The 16,473-nt window shown below is 72.3% G+C and carries 17 protein-coding genes; 11 read left to right on the top strand and 6 right to left on the bottom strand.

The window, feature by feature from the left end; genetic code table 11:
- Nucleotides 1-269 precede the first annotated feature (269 nt).
- Together DEJ33_RS16210 and DEJ33_RS16205 are read left to right on the top strand one after the other, a co-directional pair.
- Complete coding sequence (locus tag DEJ33_RS16210; RefSeq protein ID WP_111079386.1) at nucleotides 270-794, top strand: putative immunity protein; 525 nt, start codon at nucleotides 270-272, stop codon at nucleotides 792-794.
- Between the two features lie 96 nt (nucleotides 795-890).
- Nucleotides 891-1,115 (top strand): PLDc N-terminal domain-containing protein, encoded by a 225-nt coding sequence (locus DEJ33_RS16205; protein ID WP_146242660.1) that lies wholly within the window; start codon nucleotides 891-893, stop codon nucleotides 1,113-1,115.
- A gap of 7 nt (nucleotides 1,116-1,122) precedes the next feature.
- On the opposite strand, the gene DEJ33_RS17370 is transcribed toward DEJ33_RS16205, so the two are convergent.
- Both DEJ33_RS17370 and DEJ33_RS16200 read right to left on the bottom strand, forming a co-directional pair.
- A complete protein-coding gene (locus DEJ33_RS17370; RefSeq protein ID WP_181432989.1) occupies nucleotides 1,123-1,269 on the bottom strand; it encodes a hypothetical protein in 147 nt (48 codons plus the stop codon).
- A 134-nt stretch (nucleotides 1,270-1,403) separates the two neighbouring features.
- Nucleotides 1,404-2,702 (bottom strand): amidohydrolase family protein, encoded by a 1,299-nt coding sequence (locus tag DEJ33_RS16200; protein WP_111079384.1) that lies wholly within the window; start codon nucleotides 2,700-2,702, stop codon nucleotides 1,404-1,406.
- Between the two features lie 124 nt (nucleotides 2,703-2,826).
- Here DEJ33_RS16200 and DEJ33_RS16195 point away from each other — a divergent pair, with 124 nt between their 5' ends.
- Nucleotides 2,827-4,224: an amidohydrolase family protein gene (locus tag DEJ33_RS16195; RefSeq protein WP_111079383.1), complete on the top strand. Its 1,398-nt coding sequence runs from the start codon at nucleotides 2,827-2,829 to the stop codon at nucleotides 4,222-4,224.
- A 66-nt stretch (nucleotides 4,225-4,290) separates the two neighbouring features.
- On the opposite strand, the gene DEJ33_RS16190 is transcribed toward DEJ33_RS16195, so the two are convergent.
- Both DEJ33_RS16190 and DEJ33_RS16185 read right to left on the bottom strand, forming a co-directional pair.
- On the bottom strand, nucleotides 4,291-5,259 hold the full coding sequence (locus DEJ33_RS16190) for a PDR/VanB family oxidoreductase (protein WP_258378194.1): 969 nt from the start codon (nucleotides 5,257-5,259) through the stop codon (nucleotides 4,291-4,293).
- Nucleotides 5,256-5,900 carry a helix-turn-helix domain-containing protein gene (locus DEJ33_RS16185; RefSeq protein WP_111195529.1) on the bottom strand — a complete coding sequence of 215 codons (645 nt, stop codon included), beginning with the start codon at nucleotides 5,898-5,900 and terminating at the stop codon, nucleotides 5,256-5,258. The genes DEJ33_RS16190 and DEJ33_RS16185 overlap by 4 nt, the downstream gene beginning before the upstream one ends.
- Nucleotides 5,901-6,053: 153 nt before the next feature.
- On the opposite strand from DEJ33_RS16185, the gene DEJ33_RS16180 reads away from it, so the two are divergent.
- The 7 genes from DEJ33_RS16180 (at nucleotide 6,054) to DEJ33_RS16150 (ending at nucleotide 13,212) form a co-directional block, all read left to right on the top strand.
- Nucleotides 6,054-7,340, top strand: a complete 1,287-nt coding sequence (locus DEJ33_RS16180) for an amidohydrolase family protein (RefSeq protein ID WP_111195528.1) — start codon at nucleotides 6,054-6,056, stop codon at nucleotides 7,338-7,340.
- Nucleotides 7,341-7,395: 55 nt separating this feature from the next.
- Complete coding sequence (locus DEJ33_RS16175; protein ID WP_258378193.1) at nucleotides 7,396-8,163, top strand: ABC transporter ATP-binding protein; 768 nt, start codon at nucleotides 7,396-7,398, stop codon at nucleotides 8,161-8,163.
- The gene (locus tag DEJ33_RS16170; protein WP_111195527.1) at nucleotides 8,163-9,032 is read left to right on the top strand and encodes an ABC transporter permease; all 870 of its coding nucleotides are present in this window, start codon (nucleotides 8,163-8,165) and stop codon (nucleotides 9,030-9,032) included. Before DEJ33_RS16175 ends, DEJ33_RS16170 begins: the two co-directional genes overlap by 1 nt.
- 88 nt (nucleotides 9,033-9,120) lie before the next feature.
- The gene (locus tag DEJ33_RS16165; RefSeq protein ID WP_111195526.1) at nucleotides 9,121-10,311 is read left to right on the top strand and encodes an ABC transporter substrate-binding protein; all 1,191 of its coding nucleotides are present in this window, start codon (nucleotides 9,121-9,123) and stop codon (nucleotides 10,309-10,311) included.
- 113 nt (nucleotides 10,312-10,424) lie between these two features.
- Nucleotides 10,425-11,813, top strand: a complete 1,389-nt coding sequence (locus tag DEJ33_RS16160; RefSeq protein ID WP_111195525.1) for an FAD-binding oxidoreductase — start codon at nucleotides 10,425-10,427, stop codon at nucleotides 11,811-11,813.
- Entirely contained in the window at nucleotides 11,810-12,598 is a 789-nt protein-coding gene (locus tag DEJ33_RS16155) for a creatininase family protein (protein WP_111195524.1), read from the top strand. Before DEJ33_RS16160 ends, DEJ33_RS16155 begins: the two co-directional genes overlap by 4 nt.
- Nucleotides 12,595-13,212, top strand: coding sequence for a pyridoxal 5'-phosphate synthase (locus tag DEJ33_RS16150; protein WP_111195523.1), 618 nt, complete (start codon nucleotides 12,595-12,597; stop codon nucleotides 13,210-13,212). The genes DEJ33_RS16155 and DEJ33_RS16150 overlap by 4 nt, the downstream gene beginning before the upstream one ends.
- A gap of 49 nt (nucleotides 13,213-13,261) precedes the next feature.
- Here the strand turns inward: DEJ33_RS16150 and DEJ33_RS16145 are convergent, their stop codons facing one another.
- Together DEJ33_RS16145 and DEJ33_RS16140 are read right to left on the bottom strand one after the other, a co-directional pair.
- Nucleotides 13,262-14,740 carry an aminotransferase class I/II-fold pyridoxal phosphate-dependent enzyme gene (locus tag DEJ33_RS16145; RefSeq protein ID WP_258374703.1) on the bottom strand — a complete coding sequence of 493 codons (1,479 nt, stop codon included), beginning with the start codon at nucleotides 14,738-14,740 and terminating at the stop codon, nucleotides 13,262-13,264.
- Nucleotides 14,741-14,795: 55 nt separating this feature from the next.
- On the bottom strand, nucleotides 14,796-15,374 hold the full coding sequence (locus DEJ33_RS16140) for a TetR/AcrR family transcriptional regulator (RefSeq protein WP_111238195.1): 579 nt from the start codon (nucleotides 15,372-15,374) through the stop codon (nucleotides 14,796-14,798).
- A 127-nt stretch (nucleotides 15,375-15,501) separates the two neighbouring features.
- On the opposite strand from DEJ33_RS16140, the gene DEJ33_RS16135 reads away from it, so the two are divergent.
- Complete coding sequence (locus tag DEJ33_RS16135) at nucleotides 15,502-16,383, top strand: SDR family oxidoreductase (protein ID WP_111195521.1); 882 nt, start codon at nucleotides 15,502-15,504, stop codon at nucleotides 16,381-16,383.
- The last annotated feature ends 90 nt before the right edge of the window (nucleotides 16,384-16,473 follow it).

Raw genomic sequence — 16,473 nt, 5'->3', positions numbered from 1 at the left:
TCAAGCCGCTGCAGCTCGAGGGCGACAACGCGATCCTGACCGGCACCACCGTCCACGTCTCCGCCGACGCCGCGAAGCTGCTCAACGACACCTTCAAGACCGACGCCGTCAAGGGCGGCCTGCTCGTCGGCACCGCCACCATCACCGCCCAGATCAAGTAAGCGCGATCACGTAACACCCGATCTGACACACCACGAGAACGCCGCCCCGGACACACCGGGGCGGCGTTCTCGCATGCGCCCACCGTGCCGCTGTGCGAGGGTGCGGGCATGGCCTCTGCGCAGACGCTCGACCTCAGCGACCGTCGATTGGCGGCCGCGTGGGCTGCGGACTGCGCCGAGCGGGTCCTCCCACTGTTCGAGCGCGCGGTCCCCGAGGACGCCCGTCCTCGCGACGGGATCGCACGCACCCGGGCCTTCGCTCGGGGTGAGATCGAGGCGTCGGACATGATCCGCCGTCGCTTCGAGACCGGGCGCGCTGCCTCGGTCGTCCGCGATCCCGCCGCGCGGGCAGCCGCGTTCGCCGCAGGCCAGGCCTCCGGTGTCGCCCACATGGGCGCCCATGCGCTCGGGGCTGCCGCCTACGCCGTGCGCGCCGTCGGGCTGGGCGACCCCGACTCGGACGAGCTCGGCTGGCAGATCGCCCACATGCACGCCGGCGTCCGGAGCGCACTACGCCGTCTCCCCCTGCTCGGCACCGACTCGTCCGGGCCGCTCGGGTCCGGCCTGTTGGCCTCCGGCGGCCTCGCCGTCACCATTCGGGCGCTCCAGGCGTCGATCCTCGAAGCTCCTTGACCGCTGGCGCTCACGATCTGGGAGGCGTGTCCCGGCACCGCGGCACCGCTACACTCCCGATCGGGGTGCGACCGCGTGCTCCGGAAGGTGGGGGACGTGTTCCAGAACTCGCTCGGCAGCGCGCACATGGCCGTGCTGCTCGTGCTCGTGCTGCTGGAGGTCGGAACGCTCGTGCTGCTCTGGCGCGACCGGACCCGCTCGCAGTTGGCGAAGGTGGTCTGGACCGTCGTGGTCATCGCGCTCCCGGTCCTCGGCGCACTCGGCTTCCTGATCAACTGGGCACTGGGTCGACTCGCCGACCGGCTCAACCGCGCGCACTGACTGAGGCTCAGGGCCGGTAGTCGGGCCGCTGCTCGTAGAGCTTCCGCTGGCCCTCCAGGTCGTGCGTGTGCGCGCCGGACATCGCGCCGATCGTCTTCGCCACCGACTCGAGGACGAACACCAGCCCTCGAACCACGTTCCCCAGGATCCGCATGACGGTCCTCCCTCGTCCTGCGAACCGTACCCCGGCGGCCGGGTACACGTCGAGACACGCCCGTCAGTGCTCGACGCCCCCTTCGTCCCGAGACGCCGCGGACCCCGGCAGCGTCTCGGCACGAAGGGGGCATCTCACGGACGGGAGCGCCCGCGTGCCAGCCGCTCCCGCAGCCGGGCCGCCAGCTCGCCCTCGTCGGCCGTGACGAGCCTCCCGTCCCGCACCACCACGCGCCCACCGACGACGACGTGCTTCGGCCGCCGTCCCGGTGACGCCCACAGGAGGCCCGCGACCGGGTCCGCCACACCGGCGTCGGCGACCCCGGACACGTCCCACACGCAGAGGTCCCCCGCTGATCCGGCGCCGAGGTGACCGAGCTCCGGCCTGCCGAGACCGACGGCGGAGCCCTCGGTCGCCATCCCGAGCACCTGACGTGCCGGCAGCTGCGGTCCGACCAGCGCGGACACCTGCATCGCGAGCCGAGCGTCGGCGAGCAGGTGTCCGGCGTCGTTGCTGCCTCCACCGCTCGTGCCGAGACCGACCGGCACACCCGCGGCGGCGAGCCGGGCGACCGGCGCGATCCCCCACCCCATCGGCACGTCGCACCCCGGTGCGTGGGTGGCGGTGACCCCGGCGGTCGCGAGGCGCTCGATCTCGTCGTCGGTGACGTCGCAGAGGTGCGCGATCGTGACGTCCGGCGCGAGCCACCCCCACTCCTCGAGGAGGTCGAGCGGTCGCCGTCCGTACCGCTCCAGCGCGATCGCGGTGTCCACCTGTTCGTTCGCCTGCGTCCGTCGACGGAGGCCGTGCTCCGCGGCGACCTCGCCCAGCGCCCGGAACGTGCCCTCTCCGTCGGAGTGCACGCCCGCCGGCCCGACCGCGACCTGCAGCCGCCCGTCCGGGTCGGTGCCGCCGACGGCGTCCTCGTGCAGCAGGGCCCGGACGATCGCGTCCGCCGATGCCGCCGCCTGCGACGGGTCGTCCCGCGCGCTCCCCCGGACGAAGACGAGCCGACCACCGAGACCACGGACCGCGTCCACGGTGGCTGCGGCGAGCGCGACGGTGTCGTCGGTGGTGGCGTCGACCGGCCAGTTGAGGTGGTGGTCGGCGATCGTCGTGACGCCGGACAGGAGGCCCTCCGCGGCTCCGGCGGCCGCGGCCAGCCCGTAGAGCTCCGGGTCGGGCCCCGCCGCGGCGTACGCAGCGGCCATCGTCGGGAGCCACTCCGCCATCGGCACGCCACGGGTCCCGGGGAGCGTCCGGAAGGCGGTCTGCAGCAGGTGGTGGTGCGCGTTGACGAGGCCGGCGGTGACGACGCAACCGGCGGCGTCGAGGGTCGTCGTGACTGCGCTGCCGTCGTCGACGACCACGTCACCGTCGTGTTCGGTGCGGGGATCGACGAGGACGCGGAGGGCACCGGTGACGGTCAGCATGCAAGCGTTTGTAGCAGGGCGCTGTTTCGTGCTCGTGACGCCCGTCGTTCCGGCGGAGGCACGCTGCGAGCGGGGGAAACCGGACGGTGACACCGGCGAAACACGCGGTCCCTAGGGTCCCCCCATGACCCAGACCCTGATCCGCGGCGGGTGGGTGCTGACCGCCGCCCCCGACCACTCCGAGACCCCGTCCGCGATCCGGGACGGCGCGGTGCTCCTCGACGGCGACCGGGTCGCCGCGGTCGGCACGTTCGCCGAGCTGTCGGCAGCACACCCCGGTGCGACGGTCCGCGGCGGGGCGCACGACCTGGTCACGCCGGGCTTCGTGAACACGCACGGGCACTTCAGCGAGGGGCTCATCACGGGCATCGGCTCGCAGTACACGCTGTGGGAGTGGCTGAACGCCCTGATCTCCCACGTGAACCCGGTGATGACGCGGGACAAGGCGTACGCGGGCACGATGCTGCAGGGCATCCAGATGCTCCGGAGCGGCGTGACGACCGCGAACGACATGTTCTGCTCGGACCCGATCGCCGGAGAACCGGCGACCCCGGGGGTCGTGCAGGCACTCGAGGAGCTGGGCCTGCGCGGCGTGGTGTCGTTCGGCTCCGGGGACGTCGACCGCGGCTTCGGCCCGGCCCCGATCCTGGCGGAGTTCGACGCCCTGCGCGAGGCGGCCGACGCCAGCCGGTACAGCACGTTCCGGGTGGGGATGTCCTCGATCGGCCGGTACTCGGACGCCGCGTGGCAGGAGCACATCGACTACGCGGTCGACGGTGGGCACGGCATCCACGTGCACGTGCACGAGGTCCGCGAAGAGGTCACCGCAGCCCGTCAGCGCACCGGCAGGACGGTCGTCGGGCACGCCGAGGCGACGGGCATGTTCCGGGTGCCGGTGATCGCCGCGCACAGCGTCTGGATGGACCGGGAGGACCGTGAGACCTACGCGTCGAACGGCGTCGGCGTCGCGCACAACCCGGTGGCGAACGGCATCCTGGCGAGCGGCATCGCGCCGGTCGCGGAACTCCGGGCGCTCGGGATCCCGGTCGGCATCGGCGTCGACGGGCCGGCGTCGAACGACTCGCAGGACTTCCTGCAGGCGATGAAGACCGCGGCGTTGCTCGCCCGGATCCGGGACCTGCAGGCGACCGCGATGACCGCCCGCGAGGCGTTCGAGATGGGGACGATCGGCGGCGCGACGGCACTGCGGATGGACGCCGAGATCGGGTCGCTGGAGCCCGGCAAGCGCGCCGACCTGGTCGTGTTCGACGGGGAGAGCCCGACGCTCGCGAACGTGCACGACCCGTTCCAGGCGATCGTGTTCGTCGCCGGCAGCCGCGAGGTGAAGGACGTCTGGGTCGACGGTGAGCTCAGCCTGGCGGACTTCGAGGTGACCCGCGTCGACGTCCGGGAGGCCGTGGCCCGCGCCCGTCCGCTGGCCCGCCAGCTCGTCGAGCAGGCCGGGCTCGAGCGTCTCTCGGCGCTCACCGGTGCACCACTGGAGGACACCGAGCGCCCCTGACGGGCCGGCACCGCGGCGGACGGGAGGCCCTGCTCGCGTCGGTACCCGAGCCTCCCGTCCGGCGTGTCAGAGTTCGAGCACCAGCCGCGGGCAACCGCGCCTGGCGCGGGAGACGCAGACCATCATGGTGCGGTCGTCGGCCTGCTCCGCCGGGCTGAGCACCGTGTCGCGGTGGTCGACCGCGCCGTCGAGGACGGGGGTCTCGCACGTGCCGCAGGTGCCCTCCCGGCACGACGACAGCACGAACGCGCCGGCGTCCTCCGCGACCTCGAGCAGGGTGCGGTCGGCCGGGACGGTGACCGTGACCCCGGTGAGAGTGAGCTCCACCTCGAACGACTCCCCCGGGGCGTCGACGTCGGTGGCCGGCTCGAACCGCTCGACCCGGACGCTGCCCGCGGGCCAGTGCGCGGCGGCGGCCTCGACCGCGTCCATCAGGCGGCGGGGGCCGCAGCAGTAGACGACGGCGTCCCGGGGCACCGCGAGGAGCGCGGCCACGTCGATCCGGGTGCCGTCGTCGGCGACGGCGAGCGCCACGCGGTCCGGGTGGGCCACGACGAGTTCGTCGGCGAAGGCCATCCGGTCCCGGGTGCGGCCGGCGTAGTGGAGCTCCCACGGGGTGCCGGCAGTCTCGGCGGCGGCGATCATGGCGCGGATCGGGGTGATTCCGATGCCGCCGGCGACGAAGACGGCGGGCCGGTCGGGGTCGAAGCCGAAGTGGTTGCGCGGGCCGCCGACCAGGACCTCGTCGCCGACGCGGAGCGCGTCGTGCACGGCGACGGACCCACCGCGCCCGGAGGCTTCGCGGAGGACGGCCACCCGCCAGTGCCCGTCGGGGGTGGTGGTGACGAGCGAGTACTGCCGTTCGGTGCCGGGCGCGACCTCGAGGTCCACGTGGGCTCCGGGTTCCCACCGGGGCAGGGCGACGCCGTCGACGGGGGCGAGGTCGAGGGTGACGACGTCCTCGGCCACCCGCTGCCGGTCGGCGATCCGCATCCGGAGCCGGGCGTCCGGGGCCTCGACCAGACCGGCGCTCACGACGCGGCTCCGGCCCGCGGGGTCTCCTTGACGACGATCATGTGGAACGCGCTGCCGTCGGCACTGCACCAGCGGTGGCCGGTCCCGCCGCGGTAGTAGGCCGAGTCGCCGGGACCCAGGCGGAGCACGTCCTGGCCGCGGAGGTCGAGCAGGACGGAGCCGGAGAGCACCGTGAGGAACTCGTCCTCACGGTGCTCGAAGTACTCGCCGAGGTCGGTGTCGTCGCCCTTCCACTCGAGCGGCTCGAAGGCGTGCGGGCCGGCGTGCACGAGCAGCCGCGCCTCGCCGCTGGAGAACGGTCCACGGGCACCCTCGTCGGCGCGGAGCACCTCGGGTCCTCGGTCGTCCGGCTCGTCCCGGGTCGGGGCGCCGGCGGCGAGGAGTGCGACCTGGGTCGTGTCGAGCGCGGTGGCGATCTTCTCGAGCGACACCATGCTGGCGCGGGAGTGGCCGCGTTCGACCTGGCTGAGGAACGGGTGCGAGAGCCCGGTCCGCTCGGCGAGCTGGACGAGGGTCAGTCGCGCCGAACGCCGGAGCGCCCGGATGTGCTCGCCGACGAGACGCGCCTGTTCGTCGACCACCCGATCAGCTTCGGGAGCGTCCGGTGGCAGGTCGGCGTGGGGCAGGAGGTCGGTGGGCATCGCGCTCCGATCGTGGTCCGGACCAGCGGGCCGTTCCGTGCATCCCATCTCGTCACAGTCGGCAACCGGAGCGAAACGGGTGGGAAACACGACCCACCTAGCATCGTGGATGTTGATGCGATCAACATTGTCACACACGATCGAGAGGGCCCCTTGGACGAGTCACTGCCACGCCCGATCACCCTCCTGCGGTCCGCGCTGCTGCCCGACGGCGGACTCGTGGACGTCGCGATCACGGGCGACACCGTCACCGAGGTGGCCCCGGCCGGCACGCTCGCCGCCCCCGCCGCGAGCACGCTCGACCTCGAGGGTCGCCTGCTCCTGACCGCCCCGGCCGAACCGCACGCACACCTCGACAAGGCCCTCAGCGCCGACCGGATCGACCCGCCGCTCGGTGACCTGGGCTCTGCCATCGCCGCCTGGGCCGCGTACGCCACGACGATGTCCGTCGACGAGATCGCCGACCGGGCCCGGACCGCCGCCCTCGCGCTGCTGTCCGCCGGCACCACCGCGGTCCGCACCCACGTGGACGTCCTCAGCCACGGCGGGACCGGGACGGTCGCCGACGCCGTCCGCGGCGCCCGTGCCCTCGTGCAGGTCCGGGACGAGCTCGCCGACCTGATGGACATCGAACTCGTCGCCCTCGCCGGACCGCTCGCCCCCGACGAGCACGTCGAGGCGGTCCTGGACCTCGGCGTGGACCTGGTCGGCGGCGCTCCGCACCTGGCGGACGACCCCCTCGCCGACGTCGACCGACTGCTGGCGATCGCCCACCGTCGCGGTCTCGGTGTCGACCTGCACGCCGACGAGAGCCTCGACGGACCCGTCACCCTCGACCACTACGCCCGCGCCGTCCGCGACTGGCCGCGCGACCGGCAGTACTCCGCCGGGCACTGTGTGCGACTCGGCACCCTCGGACCGGAGCGCCTCGCCGAGGTGGTGGCCGACGTCGCCGCCGCGGACCTCGGCGTCATCACGCTGCCGATCACGAACCTGTACTTGCAGGGCTGGCAGCACCCGGTGTCGACCCCCCGCGGGCTGACCGCGATCCGGGCGCTCCTCGCCGCCGGGGTCCGCGTGGCCGCCGGCGCCGACAACGTCCGCGACCCGTTCAACCCGGTCGGCCGGAGCGACGCCCTCGAGACCGCGTCCCTGCTCGTGACCGCCGGGCACCTGACGCCGGACGAGGCGTACGCGATGGTGAGCGACGCCGCCCGGAGCGTGATGGGCCTCCCGGCCGCGGGCCCCGTCGTCGGAGCGCGCGCCGACCTGCTCGCCGTCGCCGCGACCAGCGTCACCGACGCGGTGGCGAACGCCCCCGCCGACCGGATCGTCCTGTCCCGCGGACGACTCGTCGCCCGCACCGAGGTGCGGCGCACCGTCGCCCGGACACGAACCGTCGGCACGGAACGCCCGTCCGTCACCCAGCTCGTCCCCTGACCCCCGTCCCCGTTCCCTGACCGCGCACGACCATGCACGAGAACACGAGGTAGCCGTGACCACCACCGCACCAGCCCCCGTCACCACGACGGACACGCTGCTCGACTTCCGGAACGTCGAGATGACGTTCCCGAACGGCACCGTCGCCCTGCAGGGCGTCGACCTGACCGTGGACCGCGGCCAGTTCGTCTCGGTCGTCGGCCCCTCCGGGTGCGGCAAGTCGACACTGCTCCGGATCGCGTCCGGCCTCGAGACCGCGTCCGACGGCACCGCGGGAGTCGCCGCCGATCGGATCGGCTACGTCTTCCAGGACGCCACGTTGCTGCCCTGGCGGAGCGTGCAGGGGAACGTCGAACTGCTCGCCGAACTCGGTCACGTCCCGAAGGCCGAGCGGGCCGCGAAGGCGAAGCACGCGATCGACCTGGTCGGCCTGAACGGCTTCGAGGCGAACCTGCCGAAGCAGCTCTCCGGCGGCATGCGGATGCGCGTCTCGCTCGCTCGGTCACTGACCCTCGACCCGGAGCTGTTCCTGTTCGACGAACCGTTCGGCGCCCTCGACGAGATCACGCGCGAGCGCCTCAACGACGAACTCCTGCGGCTGTTCGTGGAGCAGCAGTTCGCCGGGCTCTTCATCACGCACTCCGTCTCCGAGGCCGTGTACCTGTCCACCGAGGTGATCGTGATGTCCGGCCGTCCGGGCAGCATCGTCGGCCGCTTCGACGTGCCCTTCCCGATGCCGCGCGACCCCGACATCCGCTTCACCCCCGAGTTCGCCGAGCTGGTCGGCGAGGTCTCGCACGCTCTCCGGGAAGGACACCGCTGATGGTCACGCTCCAGGAGGTCGCCGAGGCCCGCACCACGCGCGCCGCCGCCCGCCGCTCCACCCCCCGCACCCACCGGTCGGTCACCTGGTGGCAGCCCGTCGTCGTCCTCGGCGTGCTCGTCGCCGTCTGGTACGCGGTCGCCGCCTACTACGACCACGTGCGGAGCCTGGCGTTCCTCGTGCCGTACCCGCACCTGGTGCTCAAGGCGATCGTCGCGCCGACCGGGATGAACGGTGCCCCCTCGACCTTCGGCCACGACCTGTGGCTCGCACTCGGTCGCACCACGGTCGTGTCCCTCACCGGCCTGGCGTTCGCGATCGTGATCGGCGTCCTCTGGGCAATGGCGATGGCGCAGGCGAAGTGGCTCGAGAACTCGCTCTACCCGTACGCCGTCGTGCTGCAGTGCGTGCCGATCCTGGCGCTCGTGCCGCTGATCGGCGCACTCTTCGGGTACGAGTTCACCAGCCGGGTCATCGTCACCGTGATGATCGCCCTGTTCCCGATGGTGTCGAACACCCTGTTCGGGCTGCAGTCCGCAGACCGGGCGCAGCACGAGCTCTTCCGGCTGCAGCGTGCCGGCCGGTTCGCCCGACTGGTGAAGCTCCAGGTCCCCGCGGCGCTGCCGTCGATCTTCGTCGGGCTGCGTACCTCGGCCGGTCTGAGCGTGATCGGCGCGATCGTCGGCGACCAGTTCTTCCAGCGCGGCAACCCCGGCCTCGGCGTCCTCATCCAGGTGACCGCGTCACGGCTGATGGGGCCGGAGCTCTACGCGACCATCATCATCGCCTCGCTCTACGGCGTCGCGGTGTTCCTGGTCTTCGGCCTGCTCGGCCGCCTGGCCGTCGGCCGCTGGCACGACTTCGGCTGACGATCCCACCGTCGGCCGACTCCTGATCCCTCCTTCCCACAGCACCCATCCCCAGCACCACGAGACCCGCACCACGATCGGAGCCTCCATGCGCACCACCACCCGAATCGGCGCTGTCACCGCCGCCCTCACCGTCACGGCCATCGCCCTCACCGGCTGTGCGAGCGGCTCGGCCAGCAGCGCCACGACGACCGCCGCGACGACCGCGGCCACCGGCCCCGCCGTCGACCTCTCCGGCGTCTGCCCGGCGACCGTCGTCGTCCAGACCGACTGGAACCCCGAGGGCGACCACGGCCACCTCTACCAGATGCTCGGCGCGAACCCGACGATCGACGCCTCCGGCAAGAAGGTGACCGGCGACCTCGTCGCGAACGGCAAACCGACCGGCGTCAAGCTCGAGGTGCGCGCCGGCGGCCCGGCCATCGGGTACTCGAAGGTCAGCTCGCAGATGTACCAGGACAAGTCGATCACCCTCGGCTACGTCTCCACCGACGAGGCCGTCTCGTTCTCCGACAAGCTGCCGACGACGGCCGTCTTCGCCGAGAACGACCAGTCCCCGATGGTCATCATGTGGGACCCGAAGACCTACCCCGAGGTCGACAGCATCAAGAGCCTCGGCAAGGCCCTCGAGAAGAAGGACGGCGTCGTCCGCTACTTCAACGACGCCGCGTACATGTCCTACCTGCAGGACTCCGGCAACCTGCCCAAGAGCGTCCTCGACGGCAGCTACGACGGCACCCCGTCGAAGTTCGTCTCCGCCGGCGGCAAGGACGCCCAGCAGGGCTTCGCGACCGCCGAGCCGTACGTCTACCAGCACCAGGTCCCGGCCTGGGGCAAGAAGATCTCGTCCGCCCTCATCTCGAGCACCGGCTGGAACCCGTACCCCGAGACCATGTCGATCCGCTCGGGTGACAAGACGGAGCTGGCACCCTGCCTGAAGGCCCTCGTCCCGGTCATGCAGCAGGCCGACGTCGACTACCTGACCTCCCCGGGTGCGACGAACGACCTCATCACGCAGCTCGTGCAGCAGTACAACAACGGCTGGACGTACGACTCGAAGGTCGGGGCCTTCGCAGCCGAACAGATGCGGAAGCGCGGCATCGCGACCGACGGTGACAACGGCTACGTCGGTGACATGGACGAGCAGCGCATGTCCGACTTCATCGCGAAGGCCACACCGGTGTTCTCCGGATCCGACGGCGGCATGAAGGAGGGCCTCGCGCCGTCCGACCTCTACACGAACGAGTTCCTGGACAAGTCGATCTCACTCGGCTTCTAGGTCGTCCGTCACCGGTCGGCTCGCCGACCACCCACCGGACGGGAGGCGCGGGGCACGTCCGCCCCAGCCTCCCGTCCCGCACCCGAAACGCTCAGCAGCCATCAGGAGCAAGCATGACCACCGTCACCCCGGCCACCGTCGGCACCGCCTCCCCCGCCACGCTCGAGGCGCTCCGCGCCGAGCTCGTGACCCTGCTCGGTGAGCGCGGCGTGAGCGCGGACCAACGCACCCGCGAACGCGCCTCGGTCGACGAGGCCACCATGAGCCCGATCCTCAGCGAGCAGCTGCCACTCGGACTGGCGGACCTCGTCGCCTCCCCCGCGAGCGCCGACGAGGTCGCCGCCACGCTGGAGGCCGCGATCCGCCACGGGGTCCCCGTCACCACCCGCGGCAAGGGCACCGGCAACTACGGGCAGGGCATCCCGCTGCACGGCGGTCTGGTGCTCGACACCTCTCGGGCGCGCGCCGTCGTCGAGGTCGGCGACGGCTGGATCACCGCCGAGGCCGGCACCACCATGGTCGCCCTCGAACAGGCGGCAGCGGCGAACGGGCAGCAGCTCTGGATGTACCCGTCGACGGCGCAGTCCACGATCGGCGGCTTCCTCTCCGGGGGCTCCGGTGGCACCGGATCGATCGCGCACGGGTCGAACTGGCAGGGCTTCGTGACCGCGCTCGACATCGCGCTGCCCGGCGAAGCGGGCCTGCTGCACGTCGAGGGCGACGCGGCGCAGCCCTTCGTGCACACCTACGGCACGGCCGGCGTCATCGCCCGAGCCACGGTCCGGCTCGAACCGCTGCAGGACTGGCGGGCCGTGTACGCGTCCTTCCCGAGCTTCGAGCAGGCGCTCGCGGCCGTCCGCACCCTCCGCGGGCTGGACCCGGTGCCACGCCTGGTCAGCGCCGACCGCGCTGAGATCGCCGCCACCCTGCCCACGGACGCCGCGATCGTGGCGGGCCGCGCGAGCCTCCGGGGGATCATCGACGCCGTCACGCTCGACGAGGCCCGCGACCTGATCGGCCTGGCCGGCGGCACCGTCGAGGACGTGCGCGAGGGGCTGCAGCAGACCACGAAGGTGTCCATGCTGTCCTACAACCACCCGATCTGGTGGCTGAAGCGGAACTCCCCCGACACCGAGTACTTCCACGTCGAGGTCGGTGGGGAGGCCCTGATCGACCGGATCGCCGAGGTGGAGGCCGTCTACCCGGGCGCGATGCTGCACATCGAGGCGGCGCACGTCGGCCCGATCGGCATGCTCACCGCGCCCTACACCGGTGCGGAGGACGTGTACGCCGGTTACCCCGTCCTGCGGGACCTCGGCGTCCGGGTGCACAGCCCGCACCAGTACTACGTCGACCACGGGGTGGAGGAGCTGCTCGCCCTCAAGCAGCGCACCGACCCGGACGGGCTGCTCAACCCCGGCCACGTGATCGACCCAGCGCTCGTGCAGTCCGGCGGGTCCACCGCCTCCGCCCAGCCCGCCGTCCCGGGGTTCGGCAAGTGAGCGGCACGCGCAAGCTCACCGAGCTGTCCGGGCCGGCCGTCGCCGCCGGCTTCACGGCGGACACCATCGTCGTCCAGCCCACCGGAGCGGTCGAACACCACGGCCCGCACCTGCCGCTCCTGACGGACTTCCTGCTCGCCGACCACATCGGCGGCGCCGCGGTCGAGCAGGCCGCGGCCGAGGGGCTCGACGTCTGGCAGCTGCCCACCCTGGCGTTCACGAAGTCCGACGAGCACAGCTGGGCGCCGGGCACCGTCTGGCTCGACGCCGACACGATGTTCGACACCGTGGTGCAGATCGGCCGTGCCGTCGCCCTGACCGGCGCGGGCACGCTGGTGTTCGCGAACGGCCACGGCGGGAACGTGGCACTGCTGCAGGTCGCACTGCGGGAGATCCGCAAGCGGTACGGACTGAAGACGTTCCTGATGCCGACCCTCGCCCGGATGCCCGGCCCCGACGGCGAGGACGCGGACGAACGCGGACTCGGCATCCACGGCGGTGCGGCGGAGACGTCGATGATCCTGCACCTCCGGCCGGACCTGGTCGACATGACGCTCGCCGAACGGTGGGTGCCGGACCACCTGGCGGACTTCGAGAAGATCGCGTTCAACGGTGGTCCGGTGTCCTTCGGCTGGTTGTCGAACGACTTCGGGACGCCCGGCGTCGTCGGGGACGCGAGCCGCGCCTCCGCCGCGTACGGCGCGGCCCTGTGGGAGCACTCACTCGCCGAGGCGGTGGCCTCGCTGCACGAGATCGCCCGCTTCGACCCCGCCGGCCCGCGGTGACCACGCTGCCCGGGCAGGTCGCGGCAGCCGACGCCGGTCCGCCGCCCACGGACCCGCTCGTGCTCGCCGCGGCCTGGCTCCCGCCGGCCGGCTCGGGCGTCACACCGACGATGACCCTGTCCACGATCGGCCTGGACGGGTACCCGTCGGCGCGGACGGTCCTGCTGTCGCAGTTCGACGGGCGGCGCCTGCACTTCCACACCGACACCCGGAGCCGCAAGGCCGCCGAGCTGGCGGCCGTGCCGCGGGCCTCCGTGACGATCGTCTGGCCGGAGGCGGCCCGCCAACTCGTCGTCGCCGGTGACGTCGCGCCGGTGACCGACCGGGAGGCGCGGATCGCCTACGACGCGCGCACCCGCTACCTGCAGGTGCTCGCCTGGGTGAACGACGCCGACCTGGCGACCGTACCGGCCGACGAGCGGCGGACGCGGTGGGCGTCCTTCGAGGCGACCGGGGGTGAAGCGCCGCTCGACCCGCCCGCGACGTGGGGCGGGTACGCGCTGACGCCGGTGCGGATGCTCTTCTGGACGGGTGCGACGGACGGGCCGAGCAACCGGCTCGCCTACGAGCGACGGGCGGACGGGTCGTGGGGGTCGGAGGCCTGGCCGGGCTGACCTGACCGGGCGAGGGGGCCTGCCGGACGGGCCCCGGGCCTCCCGGCCGCTACCGCACGTCCCGCATGACGCGGATGGTCCCGAGGCTGCCGTCGGTCGGGTCCGGCAGGACCATGCCCGCCTCGAGACCGCTCCGCAGGTAGTCGATGACCTCGGCGGTCAGCCGCTCCCCCGGGACGTAGGCGGGGATGCCGGGTGGGTAGGGCGTCGCCTGCTCGGCCGCGATCCTGCCCGCAGCCTGCTCCGCTGGGACGGACTCGGCCGGGGCGAAGAACGCCTCGCGCGGGGTGACGACCGACTCGAGCAGGATGCCCGAGCGGTCCGGCAGCTGCACCGGGGGGTCCTGGTCGAGCCCGGGTGCCGCAGCCGCCAGGTCCTCGAGCGCCTGCACCAGCCGGTCGGTCGTGAACTCGTCGTCCGCGATCGAGATGTCGACGCCGAGGTGTCGGTGGTCCGAGAGCCCGAGGTCGATCTGGTGGTGCTGACGGATCCAGTCGAGTGCGTGGTACCCGTTGATGCCGAGCGCCTGGATGTCGAGCAGCATGCGCATCGGGTCGAGCTCGTGCGACGCCTCGGCGTGCAGCAGCTCGTCATGCAGCACGGTGATCCCGTCGATGGCGTCGATCCGCTCCCGGGTGCGGTCGGCCAGCTCGATGGCCTGCGCGATGCGGTCCGCGCCGTCCTGCACCATGTGTCGACGCCACCCGTCCATGGCGGCGTAGACGAGCACGTTCGGGCTGGTCGTCATGAGCATGTCGGCGCAGGCCCAGAGATGATCGTGGTCCACGAGGTCGCCGCGGAGGTGCAGGACGGACCCCTGCTCGAAGCCGAGGCCCATCTTGTGCACGCTCGTGACGCACACGTCGGCACCGGCGCTCATCGCCCACGAGGGCAGCTGCTCGGAGAACGGCAGGTGCGCGCCCCACGCCTCGTCCACGATGAGGGGCTTGCCGCGCTCGTGGCAGACCGCCGCGATGCCCTCGATGTCGGCGCAGGTGCCGTACGGGGTGGGGCTGACCACCAGCGCAGCGGCGGCATCCGGGTGGGCGTCCCAGACCGCGGCGTAGTCCTCGGGCGACGGCGGGTGCGAGATCCCCTGGTCGGCGTCGAGCCGCGGTTCCACCCAGTGCGGCTGCAGCCCGGAGAACACCAGGCCCGCGGTCACCGACTTGTGGGCATCGCGACCGATCACGATGCCACCGTCGACGCCGGCCACCGAGAGCATCGCCGCCTTGACGGACAGTGAGCTGCCGCAGGTCGAGAAGAAGACCTTGTCCGCGCCCACGGCGTCCGCCATCAGCGCCTCCGCGGTCGCGAGGTAGCCGTTCGACGACGTCCGGTCGTCGAGTCCGCCGCTGGCGAGCACGTCGTTGCGGAACGGGTCCATCCCGAGCACCGACAGCGTCTCGGTGTCGACCCCACGGCCCTGCCGGTGCCCAGGCGGCGAGAAGCTGTACCGGTTCATCGCGTGGTGGTCCCGCAGGGCGTCGAGGAACGGGGCGTCCGTCTGGTCCAGGTCGTCAGGCATGGACCCGGTCTATCCCGGGGTTCGTTGGGACCGCCTCAGCAACGACGGGCAGTGATCAGCCGACGGTCATCCGCGACAGGACCGACCCGTACTCGTCCAGCTCGTGCTCGACGACCTCCGCCAGGGGTCCCTCGTCGCTCGACGTGATCCACGATGCGAAGCCGTCGTAGTAGGCGCGCACACCGACATCGGCGAGGACTGCGGCCTGACGGGCGTCTCCGAAGCGGGCGGTCAGGGCACCGTGCAGCGCGTTCGTGATGGCGGACCGCTTGAAGACGGCACGTTCCTGCAATTCGGGGCTCGACGCCAGGATCGTGTCGAGGCGGCGGCCGGTGTCCCGGCGGTCGGCCGTGTGGATCGTGCAGAGCGCGGCGACCGCCGCGCGGAGCGCGTCGAACGGCTGACTGTCGGCAGGGGCGCTCTCGACACCCTCCATTGCGGACGCGACCAGGGCCTCCTGGCCTTGGAACAGGATCTCGCGCTTGTCCGCGAAGTGGCGGAAGAGCGTCGTCCGGGTCAGGCCGGCGTGCTCGGCGATCTGCGCCGCGGTGGTGGTGTCGTACCCGCGCGCGCCGAAGAGCTCGATCGCCGCCTGCAGCAGCCGTCCCCGGGCATCCGGTTCCCATCTGGCCATGTCCACATCTTAGCTGATGCAACTCAGTCACATCAGTCGTGTATGGTGATGGTACTGAGTCACATGACCAGTGGCTCCGGTCGGAACACCCGCCGGAGCATCCCCCGCACCTGATTGGACGAAGACCATGCGCGTGTTCATCACCGGCGCTTCCGGCTGGATCGGAACCGCCCTCACCACCGAACTGCTCGCCGCGGGGCACGAGGTCGTCGGCCTCGCCCGCTCGGAGGCCTCGGCCGCGAGGATCGTCGCCGCCGGTGGCACCGCGGTGCTCGGCGACATGCAGGACCACGACCTGATCGTCTCCGAAGCGACGAAGGCGGACGCCGTCGCCCACCTCGCGTTCACCCTCGACTTCTCCGAGTTCGAGGAGACCGTCGACAACGAGGTGCAGCTGATCGGCAAGATCGGCGCTGCCCTCGAGGGCAGCGGCAAGGCCTTCATCGCCGCCTCCGGCACACCGATCCTGTTCGGTCAGACGGCGACCGAGGACGACGTCCTCGACCCTGAGGGACCCGCTGGAGCACGAGCCCGGACCGCGTCGGCCGTCCTCGCGCTCGCGGACCGCGGCATCCGCTCGGGCCTGGTCCGGATGCCCCGCAGTGTCCACGGTGAGGGGGACCGAAACGGCCTCGTCGCCGCGCTCGTCGGCCTCGACCGACAGCTGGGGACCGCCGCGTACGTCGGCGACGGGCAGAACCACTGGCCGGCCGTGCACATCAGCGACGCCGGCCACCTGTTCTTCCTCGCCCTCGAGAAGGCTCCGGCAGGTGCCGTGCTCCACGCCGTCGGCGAGGAGGGCGTCCGGATGCGCGACGTGGCCGAGGTCATCTCCGCGAAGACCGGCCTCCCCGCCGCTGCGGTGGACCCGGAGCAGCTGGGCGTCTTCGGTGCGCTCCTCGGCGGCGACCAGCCCGCCACGAGCACCGCCACCCGTGCGCTCGTCGACTGGGAGCCGACCGGGCCCACCCTGCTCGAGGACCTCGAAGCCGGGTACTACACCTCCTGACCCCCCGCACACCGCCGCCCGCACGTCGCGGGCGGCGGTGTGCCTGCCACCTGGCCGATGCGACCGGGCACCTCGATCCCCGAAGGAACC

The organism is Curtobacterium sp. MCPF17_047, from assembly GCF_003234045.1.
GTDB lineage: Bacteria > Actinomycetota > Actinomycetes > Actinomycetales > Microbacteriaceae > Curtobacterium.
Note: the sequence above shows the minus strand (reverse complement) of the source record. Positions and strands in the feature narration are given on the sequence as shown.

Coding starts and splice junctions, on each gene's coding strand:
- DEJ33_RS16210 (WP_111079386.1), top strand. CDS start 270: ATGGCCTCTGCGCAGACGCTCGACCTCAGCGACCGTCGATTGGCGGCC.
- DEJ33_RS17370 (WP_181432989.1), bottom strand. CDS start 1,269: ATGCGGATCCTGGGGAACGTGGTTCGAGGGCTGGTGTTCGTCCTCGAG.
- DEJ33_RS16200 (WP_111079384.1), bottom strand. CDS start 2,702: ATGCTGACCGTCACCGGTGCCCTCCGCGTCCTCGTCGATCCCCGCACC.
- DEJ33_RS16195 (WP_111079383.1), top strand. CDS start 2,827: ATGACCCAGACCCTGATCCGCGGCGGGTGGGTGCTGACCGCCGCCCCC.
- DEJ33_RS16185 (WP_111195529.1), bottom strand. CDS start 5,900: ATGCCCACCGACCTCCTGCCCCACGCCGACCTGCCACCGGACGCTCCC.
- DEJ33_RS16170 (WP_111195527.1), top strand. CDS start 8,163: ATGGTCACGCTCCAGGAGGTCGCCGAGGCCCGCACCACGCGCGCCGCC.
- DEJ33_RS16165 (WP_111195526.1), top strand. CDS start 9,121: ATGCGCACCACCACCCGAATCGGCGCTGTCACCGCCGCCCTCACCGTC.
- DEJ33_RS16160 (WP_111195525.1), top strand. CDS start 10,425: ATGACCACCGTCACCCCGGCCACCGTCGGCACCGCCTCCCCCGCCACG.
- DEJ33_RS16145 (WP_258374703.1), bottom strand. CDS start 14,740: ATGCCTGACGACCTGGACCAGACGGACGCCCCGTTCCTCGACGCCCTG.
- DEJ33_RS16140 (WP_111238195.1), bottom strand. CDS start 15,374: ATGGCCAGATGGGAACCGGATGCCCGGGGACGGCTGCTGCAGGCGGCG.
- DEJ33_RS16135 (WP_111195521.1), top strand. CDS start 15,502: ATGCGCGTGTTCATCACCGGCGCTTCCGGCTGGATCGGAACCGCCCTC.